This is a genomic window from Bradyrhizobium sp. (genome assembly GCF_050014615.1).
GTDB lineage: Bacteria > Pseudomonadota > Alphaproteobacteria > Rhizobiales > Xanthobacteraceae > Bradyrhizobium.
Genome location: NZ_JBEKCZ010000159.1, coordinates 1 through 12,039, shown reverse-complemented (window position 1 = coordinate 12,039; position 12,039 = coordinate 1). Strand labels below are relative to the sequence as shown.

The 12,039-nt window shown below is 63.5% G+C and carries 13 protein-coding genes; 4 read left to right on the top strand and 9 right to left on the bottom strand.

The features are described 5' to 3' along the window. From ABR948_RS22180 to ABR948_RS22170, 3 genes are all read left to right on the top strand, one after another. Positions 1 to 425: hypothetical protein (locus ABR948_RS22180; protein ID WP_428122086.1), on the top strand; the 425-nt coding region annotated here is incomplete at its 5' end. Positions 426 to 636: 211 nt separating this feature from the next. Continuing rightward, on the top strand, positions 637 to 1,842 hold the full coding sequence (locus ABR948_RS22175) for a CaiB/BaiF CoA transferase family protein (protein ID WP_428122083.1): 1,206 nt from the start codon (positions 637 to 639) through the stop codon (positions 1,840 to 1,842). 66 nt (positions 1,843 to 1,908) lie between these two features. After that, a complete protein-coding gene (locus ABR948_RS22170) occupies positions 1,909 to 2,553 on the top strand; it encodes a glutathione S-transferase family protein (protein ID WP_428122081.1) in 645 nt (214 codons plus the stop codon). 23 nt (positions 2,554 to 2,576) lie between these two features. Here the strand turns inward: ABR948_RS22170 and ABR948_RS22165 are convergent, their stop codons facing one another. The 5 genes from ABR948_RS22165 to ABR948_RS22145 form a co-directional block, all read right to left on the bottom strand. Further along, complete coding sequence (locus ABR948_RS22165) at positions 2,577 to 2,741, bottom strand: hypothetical protein (RefSeq protein ID WP_428122078.1); 165 nt, start codon at positions 2,739 to 2,741, stop codon at positions 2,577 to 2,579. Positions 2,742 to 2,797: 56 nt separating this feature from the next. Next, entirely contained in the window at positions 2,798 to 4,213 is a 1,416-nt protein-coding gene (locus ABR948_RS22160; RefSeq protein WP_428122076.1) for an MFS transporter, read from the bottom strand. A 157-nt stretch (positions 4,214 to 4,370) separates the two neighbouring features. Further along, on the bottom strand, positions 4,371 to 5,606 hold the full coding sequence (locus ABR948_RS22155) for a flavin-dependent oxidoreductase (protein WP_428122074.1): 1,236 nt from the start codon (positions 5,604 to 5,606) through the stop codon (positions 4,371 to 4,373). A gap of 97 nt (positions 5,607 to 5,703) precedes the next feature. After that, positions 5,704 to 7,284: a hypothetical protein gene (locus ABR948_RS22150; protein ID WP_428122071.1), complete on the bottom strand. Its 1,581-nt coding sequence runs from the start codon at positions 7,282 to 7,284 to the stop codon at positions 5,704 to 5,706. A 146-nt stretch (positions 7,285 to 7,430) separates the two neighbouring features. Further along, positions 7,431 to 8,195 (bottom strand): hypothetical protein, encoded by a 765-nt coding sequence (locus ABR948_RS22145; RefSeq protein WP_428122069.1) that lies wholly within the window; start codon positions 8,193 to 8,195, stop codon positions 7,431 to 7,433. 487 nt (positions 8,196 to 8,682) lie between these two features. Between ABR948_RS22145 and ABR948_RS22140 the strand changes: the two genes are divergently transcribed. Continuing rightward, positions 8,683 to 9,294: a glutathione S-transferase family protein gene (locus tag ABR948_RS22140; protein WP_428122067.1), complete on the top strand. Its 612-nt coding sequence runs from the start codon at positions 8,683 to 8,685 to the stop codon at positions 9,292 to 9,294. 115 nt (positions 9,295 to 9,409) lie between these two features. Here ABR948_RS22140 and ABR948_RS22135 read toward each other — a convergent pair whose 3' ends face one another. The 4 genes from ABR948_RS22135 to ABR948_RS22120 form a co-directional block, all read right to left on the bottom strand. Next, complete coding sequence (locus tag ABR948_RS22135) at positions 9,410 to 9,907, bottom strand: TPM domain-containing protein (RefSeq protein ID WP_428122065.1); 498 nt, start codon at positions 9,905 to 9,907, stop codon at positions 9,410 to 9,412. A 2-nt stretch (positions 9,908 to 9,909) separates the two neighbouring features. Further along, positions 9,910 to 10,779 (bottom strand): TPM domain-containing protein, encoded by an 870-nt coding sequence (locus tag ABR948_RS22130; protein WP_428122063.1) that lies wholly within the window; start codon positions 10,777 to 10,779, stop codon positions 9,910 to 9,912. Positions 10,780 to 10,803: 24 nt separating this feature from the next. Further along, positions 10,804 to 11,412 (bottom strand): LemA family protein, encoded by a 609-nt coding sequence (locus tag ABR948_RS22125; RefSeq protein ID WP_428122061.1) that lies wholly within the window; start codon positions 11,410 to 11,412, stop codon positions 10,804 to 10,806. 165 nt (positions 11,413 to 11,577) lie between these two features. Then, the coding region (locus tag ABR948_RS22120) for a xanthine dehydrogenase family protein molybdopterin-binding subunit (RefSeq protein WP_428122059.1) at positions 11,578 to 12,039 on the bottom strand (462 nt) is incomplete at its 5' end.

The following is a 12,039-nucleotide window of genomic DNA, read 5'->3' as shown; positions in this document are numbered from 1 at the left end:
CCGTTGAGGAAATTCATCCTCATTGGCTGTCGCTAAAGCCGCGCCTTACCATCAAGCAGCTGCATAAGCAGGGGCGGCTCCCCAAGGCATACTCGTGCCAATTTGTGTTCATGGACGACGCCGATAACTATCACGGCATCGAATGGATGGATGTCACTGATAAGACTGTTCTCTGCGTCGAAACCGCGATGCGGTCGCAGCTCTTCCCGATCTATCTTGGAGACTTGTTCAGTGAACTTCTGCCGGTTCTTCTGTTTGAAAAACTAGAGAAATTCCTAGCGACAGGACAAGGTGCCGTTGAACCGCACGCGGTAGAACAAAGAGTGGCTGATTGGAAGAAAAGATACCGGTTTTCGTCGGGGCATTCGGATGGCGGGTCACTGGTGAAGGTCTCGCTTTCACTCGTGTCGGGTCATTTTGTATAGGCAAGGCGACTGGTCCGGACGTGACGGCAAGCGGCTTCGATCCTTACCAACGCATGGGCTTCCCGCTGACGCGACATCGAAACTTGTCGTTGCATCGCGGCGCCAACATCGGTCAAATACATCCCGAAATCTGCCGACGCGCGAACAGAAATTCCACGCCACGGAAGCCAGCGAGACACAAGACCAACAACAAGACGGGAGCGACGCCATTATGGAAGACGGCATCTTCGAAGGCCTCAAGGTTCTGGATTGCGCGAGTTTTATCGCGGCCCCCGCGGCCGCTACCGTGCTGTCGGATTTCGGCGCGGAGGTGATCAAGATCGAGCCGCCCGGATCAGGCGATCCCTATCGCAACCTGCCGAATTTGCCGGGCTATCCGGCAAGCCCGCACAATTACGCGTGGCTGCTGGAAGGCCGCAACAAGAGGAGCCTTGCGCTCGACCTCAGCAAACCGGAGGGACAGACGGTATTGCACCGCCTCGCCGCAGAGGCGGACGTTTTTATCACCAATTTTCCGCCCGCCGTGCGCGAAAAGCTCGGGCTGACTTACGCCAAACTCGCGCCGCTCAATGCGCGCCTGGTCTATGCGTCGTTCACCGGCTACGGCGAAAAGGGCGAGGAAGCCAACAAGCCCGGTTTCGACAGCAATGCCTATTGGGCGCGCTCGGGCCTGATGGACCTGGTGCGCGCCGACGAACACACCACACCGGCGCGCTCGATCGCCGGCATGGGCGACCACCCCTGCGCGATGGCGTTTTACGGCGCGATCGTCACCGCGCTCTACAAGCGCGAACGCACCGGCAAGGGCTCGCATGTGAGCTCGAACCTGATGGCCAACGGCGTCTGGGCCGCCTCGGTGCTGGCGCAGGCCAAATTATGCGGCGCGAAATTCGGCGAACGGCGCCCGCGCGAGCGCGCCCTGAACGCGGTCACCAACCACTACCAGTGCCAGGACGGGCGCTGGCTGATTCTCTCGCTGCTCAACGAAGAGCGGCAATGGCCGGCATTGGCGCGCTGCCTCGGACGGGAGGATCTGGTCACCGATGAGAGATTCGCCACCAAGCCCGACCGCCATGCGCGGTCGCTGGAATTGATCAGGATCCTCGACGAGATTTTTGCCGGCAAGGATCTGGCCGAATGGCGCAAGATCCTCGACGGCAACGGCCTGGTGTTCGGCGTGGTCGGCATCCTCGACGACATTCCGGGCGACCGGCAGATGCTCGACAACGACGTGCTGGTGCCGTTTGAGGGCGACACCATGCTGACCGTCAACAGTCCGATCTGGGTCGACGGAGCCAGGAAGGTGCAACCGCGGCATCCGCCTGCAATCGGCGAGCACAGCGACGAAATCCTGCGCGAAGCCGGCTACGACGAGGCCTCGATCCGGCAATTGCGAAGCGCGGGCGCGGTGGCATGACCAGGCCAAATGGCGCGCTGGAGTCGGCCGGCATCGGCGCGCAAAAGAAGCGATAAGGAAACCGTAATGCCGATTTACCGGCTGCATTATTTCCCGGAATCGGGCAACAGCTACAAGCTTGCGTTGATGCTGACGCTGTGCGGCCAGACGTTCGAGCCGGTCTGGACCGATTTCGGCGGCGGCGTCACGCGGACCCCGCAGTGGCGGCAGACCGTCAACCCGATGGGCGAAATTCCGGTGCTGGAAGAGGACGGCGAGCGCCTGACCCAGACCGCGCCGATCCTGCTCAAGCTGGCCGAACAATACGGCCGGTTTGGCGGTGAGACCGCCGCGGAGAAATTCGAAGTATTGCGCTGGCTGTTCTGGGACAATCACAAGCTGACCGGCTACATGGCGACCTACCGCTATCATCGGACATTCACGCCCGCTCCCGACCCGCATGTGCTGACCTATTTCCGCAAACGCCTCGACGACTTCCTGGCGATCCTGGAGCAACATTTGCAGCGAAACGCGTTCGCCATCGGGGACCGGCCGACGGTGGCTGATTTTTCGATGATCGCCTATCTGTCGTTTCCCGTCGACGAGACCGGATACGATTTCGCCGTCAGTCATCCGGCGATCAGCGCCTGGCTCGCCCGGGTCGCCAGCCTGCCCGGCTGGCGGTCACCCTATGATCTGTTGCCCGGCAAGCGTCTCACGCACTACGTGTGAGAAGTCGGACCGAACTCCACACCCTAGCTGTTGTGGAGCAGCACCCAGCCGACGGCCGCGAGGCCGATGAGGACGGCCACCGCGATCGCCCATACGCTGACGCGGACATCGCCGGTGGTCTGCCGCGCGCTCTCATTCTCGGCGATCTCGCGATTGCGCGTCTTGCGATCCTTGTCCGCGTCGCTCATCGCCTGATCCCCCATCATGGACTAGGGTTGCACGGTTGCAGTCGGCGCATCCTAGATCATGATCCGGCTGGCGTCGACGGATGCAGCCTCGCCTCGAACGACACCGGCCGCTCGGCCGTCGCCTTGCCGCTTCCGCCCATGCCCGCAATCCGGCTCAGCGAAAATGCCGCCAGCGCCGCGCACAGCGCAGCCGCCGCGGCCGCCACGAATACCGCCCCGGTGCTCCATTTCATCGTCAGCAAGGCGCCGCCGACCAAGGGTCCGACGATCGAGCCGACGCGGCCGATGCCGAGCGCCCAGCCGACGCCCGAGGCCCTGACCGAGGTCGGATAAAACCCCGCCGCGAGCGCATTGGCGGCGATCTGGCCGCCGACAATGCAAAACCCGGCGACGAAGATCGCCATGGAGACCAGGGCGACCGAATGGCCGAGCTGGCCGATCGCGCCGACCGCGAACACGGCGATGAAGTACAACAACGCCAGCGCGCGAAATGAAAACCGGTCGATGATATAGCCGAGCGCGAACGTGGCAACCACGCCGCCGACCTGCAGCATCGATCCGATCGCGGCGGCTTCCGACACCGAGGCGCCGAGATCGTTGAGCACCGTGGGCAGCCAGTTCGACAGGAAATAAAGGTCGAGCAGGCTCATGAAGAACACCACCCACAACAATAGCGTGACCAGGGTTCGGCCGGCCCTGAACAGATGCAGCACCGGCATCCCGACCAGTTCCGGCTCATGCACGACGAACCGCGTGGCCGCGGCAACCACCGCCTTCGGGTTGATCCGACCGAGCAGTTGCGCGACGCGCGCATCGGCGCGGCCGGTGAGCGCCAGAAACCGCACCGACTCCGGCAGTTTCAGCGCCAGCATCGGCACCAGCAGCAGCGGTGCGACGCCGCCGACGATAAATACCGAGCGCCAGCCGAAATGCGGAATCAATCCCGCCGCCAGAAAGCCGCCAAGCGCGGCGCCCAGCGAAAATCCGCAAAACATCGCCATCACCATGGTGGCGCGCCGGCGCTGCGGACTGAACTCCGATGTCAGCGCGATCGTATTCGGCATCGCGCCGCCGAGACCAAGGCCGGTCAGAAACCGGATCGCGAGCAGCGTGTTGACGTCCTTCGCGAACGCCGTGACCAGCGCGCCGATGCCGAACGCAAGTGTTGAGAAGATGATGATCTTCTTGCGCCCGATGCGGTCCGCCAGCGGTCCGAACAATAGCGCGCCGATCATCAGCCCGAACAGGCCCGCCGAGAATACCGGGCCGAGCGCGCCCTTGGTGAGGCCCCATTCTTTGGCCAGCGACGGCGCGACATAGCCAATCGCCGTGGTGTCGAAACCATCGAGAAACAGCACCGCCGCGCAGGTCAGCAGCAACCGGATCTGAAACCCGCCGACCGGTTGCGCGTCGATGAATCCGGCGACATCGACCGACGATGCGCTGGGGCCCTCAGTTTGAGAAATCGCCACGTATTCCCCCTAGGTATTTTCGTCATTGCGAGGAGCGCAAGCGACGAAGCAATCCAGCTTTTCTTTCCTGCGGACCTGTGGATTGCTTCGCGGAGCTTGTCATCGGGCGCGCATTCGCGCGACCCGTTGGCTCGCAATGACGACCTCAACGCCTAACTCACCCGCGCAACGCATCCTTCGAATAGCCCGCGATCCGCTTGTAGCCCTCGGACAGCGCGACCAACTCGTCGCGGCTGATAACGTCGTCGATTCTGACGAACGGCTGATCGTTCGTGCGCTCAAACACCTCGCGCAGGATCGCGTCGGGCGGATTGGAGCGGTTGGTCAGCACGATGCGCGTCGTGGCTTCAAGGCGCTGCGTCTCATAGGCGGCCAACGCGACGACCGGATCGTCACCGGCGAGCAGCGCCGAGGTCAGCGCCCGCGCGTCCAGGATCGCCTGGCCGGCGCCATTGGATCCGCGCGGCACCATCGGATGGGCGGCATCGCCGAGCAGTGTCACCCGCCCGAAACTCCAGCGCGGCAACGGGTCCTGGTCGACCATCGGAAATTCCAGCACGCTGTCGGCGCCGCGAATGAGTGCTGGGACATCGAGCCAGTCGAAATGCCAATCGGCGAAGGCGCCGATGAAATCGTCGAGCGAGCCCGGCCGGTTCCAGTCGCGCTTGCGATAAACCGGCGTCTCGATTTCCGCGACCCAGTTCACGAGCTGCAACCCGTCCGCGTCGGCGGCGCGGATCGGATAGATCACCATCTTGCCATGCGACAGCCATCCCGCCCGCACCAGGCTGGCGCCCGACAGGATCGGCTTCCAGCGCGTCACCCCGCGCCACATGTTGACGCCGGAATAGCGCGGCTCGCCTTCGCCCGGGAAAAACTGCTTGCGGATCGCCGAATTGATGCCGTCGCAGGCGACGGCGACACGACCGCGGACGGTGCTGCGGTCTTTACCATCCGGCCCATCGGAAAAATGCAGGCACACACCGCTCTCGTCCTGCTCGACGGCGAGGCAATGACGGTTGGTGCTGATACGGTCCGCTCCGGCGCGCGTGCGAAACGCCTCCAGCAGGATCATCTGCAGGTCGCCGCGATGAATCGAGAATTGCGGATGCGCGTAGCCGGCGGCGCGGCCGAGCGCTTCCTGATAGATCAGCTGGCCGAAGCGATTGAAGAAAGTGGCATCCTGCGTCGAGATCGCGGCCCGCGCCAGATCGGCTTCGACGCCGAGCGCGGCCAGTTCCTTGGTGGCATGCGGCAGCAGGTTGATGCCGACGCCGACCGCGCGAATTTCAGCCGTCGACTCGAATATCCGGCAGGGAATCCCCGCCGCGTGCAGCGCCAGCCCGAGCGTCAGCCCGCCAATGCCGGCCCCGACAATAATGATGTCGTCCATATTTCCTCCCGGCATTTATTGTAGCCTGGTTGCCGCGATGAAACAGATTGGTGAGCTTACTGTCAATCTCGGCGGCGCACGGGGTATTGGTATTTAGCTAGCGGGTTTTGACGAAACACATGCCCATGCGGGAGGCCTGGTCGACGACCTGACAGGCCAGCCCCTCGGCGCAGGTCCATGGCTTGAAACTCCGGTCATTATCCGCGGCCCTGGCGCGCTGGAGATAACAATGCGCGCCCCAGCCGTCGTCATATTCGGTGCCGGCGAGCTCATGGCTGCCGCGCAATTGCGGCCGGCTGGAAAAGCCCCTTGAGTAGTCCGGACGTTCGCCATCGCGCAGCGAGGTGAGAATATCGCGGCGCCTGATCTGGTCGCCAAAGAAATGCGGCGAGGCAGGTACCACGGTCGAATTGGAAGGATGAGCCACCGTCCAGTCGACGCCGGGGAAATGAAAGCCGCCGATGCCGCGGGTTTGATGGCAGCCGGCGCAGGTGATGTCGTTGAGCCGGCGCTCAAAGCCCGCGACCGAGGCAATATTGTGCAGATCGATGCCGCGCTGCGCCGCCTTTTTCAGGGCCGTGACGACGTCACTTTCCGTGAAGACGGAATCGGCCGCGCCGTCTTCGCCCTGCACCAGGCCGAATTCCGGCTGCAGGCGTGAGGGCGAAAATCCGATCGGGGTCGGGGCAATCGCGCCTTTGGCCAGAAACTCCGGCGGGATCAAAACCGTGCCGCGATCAAGCTCGCTGAAATGCAGGGGGTCGAGCAGCCAGGCCTTGAAGTCGTGCCGGAGTTTCGCATCCGCAAGAATGCGCTCGCGATCGATCTGGTTTTCCAGCGGCGCTTCCTCGAAAGTCTGCGTCTGCGCGTTGTAGCCGAATACTTTCAGGAGATAGTCGGTGCGGAAATCGCGCGTCGGCGATTTCGGCGCATAGGCGATCTGAAGATTGGTCTCGATGCGATCGATGTTTTCAGGCCCGATCAAATCCAGCGGACCATCTGACGATGTCAGTTTCGCCGCAAGCTCCGCGCCGGTGAGCGGCCAGTCGCCGGCCGCCAACCAGCGGCGTGCGATCCCGGCGCAGGTCACGGCTGCGCCCTTGCCGTCGACGGCGCCTTCGTTTTTGGCCTTCAGCACCAGATTGAGCGTCATCGGCAGCCGCGGCGAGAGCTTGTCATCGCCAGCCTTCACATCCGTGCGCGTCAGACGGTAGATCAACCTGATTTCACCGCAATTCGCCTCGGACACATAGGCGCGATCCATCCGGTTGACGATGCCCGCCAGCACGAAGCGCGTATCCGGCGAATAGAGCAGCGCGCGATCGAACAATTGAAAGTCAAACGACGTTCCGACGCCAATGCTCTCGTTGGGAAGGCTGGCTCCATGCGCCTGAATGTACCGCTCGAACTCCGCGTCGAGCGCCTTGCGGACCGGTGCCATCGACGGCAGCGCAAACAGCTGGCTGTCGGTCAGCGGCACATCGGCCGAGCGCGCCGGCAGCAGCATGCGAGACAGGCCGAATTGGCCGCGGTCGAGTTCACGTAAACCCAGGGGATCGGTGATCGCCGCGCCACGTTCCAGCACGGGCGCGCTGTGCGCCAATCGCGGCGGCAGAACGCCACACAGCAGGGCAAGAATCGCGACAGGAATCGTAAGGAGAAATCGCACGCGGGCCATATCCTGACAAACACCGCGCGACGAGGCTTATTCAGCGCTCTGGCGGACAGGTTTTCTAGTCAGGAAACTAGCCGAAAAGCGGACCGGCTGTCTCGCGGCAGCCGTTATGATGAGCCTCGCTTCACGTCGCGGTGAAGCGAAGTGATTTAGCGCGCGACGATCAGGCCCTTGCTGGTCACGACCACCCAGCGGCCGTCCTGGCGGCGAATGGCATCGACCCGGCCGAGGCCCGGTACGGGATCGCCGGCATACACTTCATAGACGCCCTGCCGTCCCTCGATCAGGGCTCCGCCATTGGCGACATCGCGCAGGATCCAGCCTTCCACCGTCGGCAGCCGGCCCACTTCAACCTTGGGCGCGATCGCGGCGGCCTGCGCGGCCGCGGCGGGAGGCGTGATCGAGCCGGTGACTTCTTTCGCCGGGGCCGGTGCGGCGGCGACCGGCACCGGGGCCACCGCTGGCGCGGCACGGAGCTTGTCCACGGTCTCGCTGAGCTTGGCGAGTTTGGCGGCCGGCTCGGCCTGCGCCTTCTCGACCTTGTCGAGGCGGTCGCTGGTCTTGTTGAACTGGCTCATGCCGAGCTTGGAGGTGTGTTCGAGGCCGGCCTTCAGCGCCAGAATATCGGCATCGATCCGCGCGATCGACGCGTCGAGCGCGTGATTGTCGCCGATTGCGGTATCATCGCCGGCAAGATGCGTCAGACCCGCGGTCGCCAGCGCGCCACCGAACGCGCCCGCCAGTGCCGCCAGCGCCACCACCGCGGCGAGCGCGGCGATCCGGCGCTTGCCGAATAGGCCCTGGCCCGGCTCGGCTTGCGGCTCCGAACCGGAATCGTCACCGGCCCAGGCGCGATCGCCGGACGACATGATCATGATCCTGCCGGGCGCGCGCGGCGCGTCGTCCCTGGCCATATCAGGCTCGGGGGCATGCGCGTTGGCAGCGTCGGCTTTGGGCGCGTCCGGCGCCGGGGCTTCGATGGCTGCGCCCTGCTCCGGCACTCGGTTTGGGGATTCGACCTCCGCCGATGCTTGGGCTGGTTCTTGCACCAAAGCCGCTACCGGCTCGCTCGACACATCCGATGAAGGGGGAACGGCCGGCCCGGCACCGAGGGAACCGGGTTCACCGCTGGTTGGCTCGGTTTGCTGTTCGCTCACGGTCAAATTCTCCAGTAGAGGTTGACCATTTGGTAACTTTCATTGCTTGCCAAATCGTTACCTACGGCCGGCTTACGGAAATTTAACGAACTCATCGGGGCCGGCGGCGCCGCGCAATTGTTCGATTTCGACAAGCGCGACGACGCCTCAGCCCGCCGCACCGGTTTGACAAGGGCGCGGCCGGTCTGCTCAAAAGCATCAACAAGGATACCTGCACAACATACCATTTGGGGGGGAGCTAGCGGTGAAACTCTACGATTCAATCGGACCGAACCCACGCATTGTCCGCATGTTCATGGCGGAGAAGGGCATCGAAATGCCCAAACAGACCGTCGACCTGCGCGGCGGCGAAAACCGCCAGGCCGAGCATCTCAAGCGCAATCCGCACGGCCAGATGCCGACACTGGAGCTCGATGACGGCAGCTATCTGTCGGAGATCACTGCGATCTGCGAATATCTCGAAGAGAAAAATCCGACGCCGCCGATGATCGGGAGCACCGCGGAAGAGCGTGCCGAGTGCCGGATGTGGACGCGGCGCGTCGATCTCAACATCTGCGAGCCGCTCGCCAACGGCTATCGCTTTGGCGTAGCCCTGAAATTCTTTCAGAACCGGGTGCCCTGCGCGCCCGAGGCCTCGCCCGGCCTCAAGATGATTGCGGCCAACCGCCTGCAATGGCTCAACGGCCAGATCGCGGGCAAGCAATACCTCTGCGGCACGCGCTTCACGCTGGCGGATATCCTGCTGTATTGCTGGGTCGATTTCGGCGGCACTGTCGGCCAGCCGCTGGATCCTGCCAATACCAACATCGCCGCCTGGTTTGCCCGCGTCGGAGAGCGGCCTTCGGTGAAGGCGTAGGGAATTTCAACCACGTCATTCCGGGATGGTCCGAAGGACCAGACCCGGAATCTCGTGCAGACAACTTCTGGATTCCGGGTTCGCGCTTCGCGCGCCCCGGAATGACGGATATTTCCTAAAGCACCACCGGCGCGTCCGGCAGTTCGTTCGGCCCTGCACCATGTTTGGGAAAATGCGCCGCCAATTTCTGTGAGACCGCCGCAATTCCCTTGATCACGCCGCCCGCGAAATTTCCCGCCTTGAAATCCGCCTCCATCGACCGGCAGATTTTTTCCCAGCCCGCGGCGCCGACCTTGGCGTCGATGCCGCGATCGGCGATGATCTCGACCTTGCGGTCGGCCAGCAGCAGGTAGATCAGCACGCCGTTGTTGTGGGCGGTATCCCAGATCCGCAATTGCGAAAAGATGTCGAGCGCGCGTTCGCGTGCCGGCTGATCTCTGAACAGTGCCGCACCATCAAGTGCGCCTTCCACGACGAAACGAACCTGCCCCGAATGCGTGGCCTCGCCGTCCCTGATCGCCTGCTCGATCGAGGCCAGCACTTGCGGCGGGAAGGTGCGCCGTGCCCGCCAGCGGTGCTCAACAAGATGCTTGCCGATGCGTTTGATGCCCATATCTACCAGCTTCCCGACGCGCCGCCGCCACCAAAACTGCCGCCACCGCCGCTGAACCCGCCGCTGTCGCTCGAACTGCTGCCCCCGGAAAACGATCCGCCGCCACCGGACCAACTGCTGCCGCCGCGGCCGCCCGACGACGTGGCACTATCGGCAAACATCGTGAAGATGAAAGCAATCACCGCCGAGATAGCGCACAGCGCCAGCGATCCGATCAGAAACCACGCCACCACGCCGATGATGCCACCGGTGGCCACCGAACCGACCAGCCTGCCCAGCAAAGCGCGCGAGAGGCCGCCGACGATGATAGCACCGAAGAGGAGAATAGGAATCAGATCGTCGAGATGGGCGGGCGCGCTAAAACTCTGCGTGGCCTGCGGCGCCGGCAACGGCTCGCCGTCGATCACCGCGATAATCCGCTCGACGCCGTCCGAAATCCCGCCGGCAAAATCCCCGCTGCGGAATTTCGGCGTGATGATCTCAGAGATGATGCGGCTGGCGGTGACGTCGGTGAGGCTGCCTTCGAGGCCGTATCCGACCTCGATGCGCAGCTTGCGGTCGTCCTTGGCGACGACGAGAAGGGCGCCGTCGTCGATCTTCTTGCGCCCGATCTTCCAGGCTTCCGCGACCCGGATCGAATATTGCTCGATGGTCTCCGGCGCCGTGGTCGGCACGATCAGCACCGCGACCTGGCTGCCTTTCCGCAGCTCCAGCCCTCTCAGGGTCTGGGTCAGCGAAGCAATGGTGTCGCTGGACAGCGTGCCGGTCTGATCGACCACCCGACCCGACAAGGGCGGCACCGCGACGTCGGCCGAAGCCGCGAAGGCCCAGCATAGCAGCAGCGCAAGCAGGGAGGCTCTTGCAGCGATCATCGCGGACCAATCTGTCTGTCGAAACTACTTTGCGGGCGCCGATGCCGGATTGAAATCCACCTTCGGCGCGGTCGAGATTTCCTTCTCGTTCTCGACCGAGAAGTTCGCCTTCTCCTTATAGCCGAACGCCATCGCGGTCAGGTTGTTCGGGAAGGTGCGGATGCCGACATTATAGTCCTGCACCGCCTTGATATAACGGTTGCGCGCCACCGTGATGCGGTTCTCTGTGCCTTCGAGCTGCGACATCAGGTCGTGAAACAGCGCGTCGGATTTGAGCTGCGGATAATTCTCCGTCACCACCAGCAGTTTCGACAGCGCGCTGGAGAGTTCGCCCTGAGCGGCCTGGAATTTCGCGAACGCCCCGGGATCGTTGACCAGCTCCGGCGTCGCCTGGATGCTGCCGACCTTGGCGCGGGCGTTGGTGACCCCGAGCAGCACGTCTTTTTCCTGCTGCGCAAACCCCTTCACCGAATTGACGAGGTTGGGCACCAGATCGGCGCGGCGCTGGTACTGGTTCAGGACCTCCGACCAGCTCGACTTGACCTGCTCGTCATTGGTCTGAATGGCGTTGTAGCCGCAATTGGTCAGGCTCAACGTCGCCAGCGCCGCCAGCACGGTCCATAGTCTGCGCATTGGATTCTCTCCGGTTAGGCTTTTGGGGAAGGTAGCAGAAGGATGCGGTTTTCACACCGTCATTCCGGGGCGGGAGCGAAGCGAGCGAACCCGGAATCTCGAGATTCCGGGTCTGCGCCTAACGGCGCATCCCGGAATGACAACGGTTGGTTGGAGTCTAGATCCCTACACCTTTGCCGCTTTGGCTTCCTGGATCGCCTGCCAGACCTTCAGCGGCGACAGCGGCGTGGTGATCGACGTGATGCCGAGCTCGCTCAGCGCGTCCATCACGCCATTGGTGATGCAGGGCGGACCGCCGATCGCGCCGGATTCGCCGCAGCCCTTGGCGCCCAGCGGGTTGGTGCGGCACGGCGCCGAATCATCCAGCGTGACCTCAATCGGCGGAATGTCGTCGGCGCGCGGAATGCAATAATCCTGGTAGCTCGCGGTCAGCAACTGGCCTTCGGGGTCGTAGGTCACGCCCTCATACAGCGCCTGACCGATGCCCTGGGCCACGCCGCCATGCACCTGCCCCGTCACCAGCATCGGATTGATGGCGACGCCGACGTCATCGACGGTGGTGTAGCGCACCACGCGGCTGACGCCGGTTTCCGGATCGATCTCGACCTCGCAGATATGGGTGCCGTT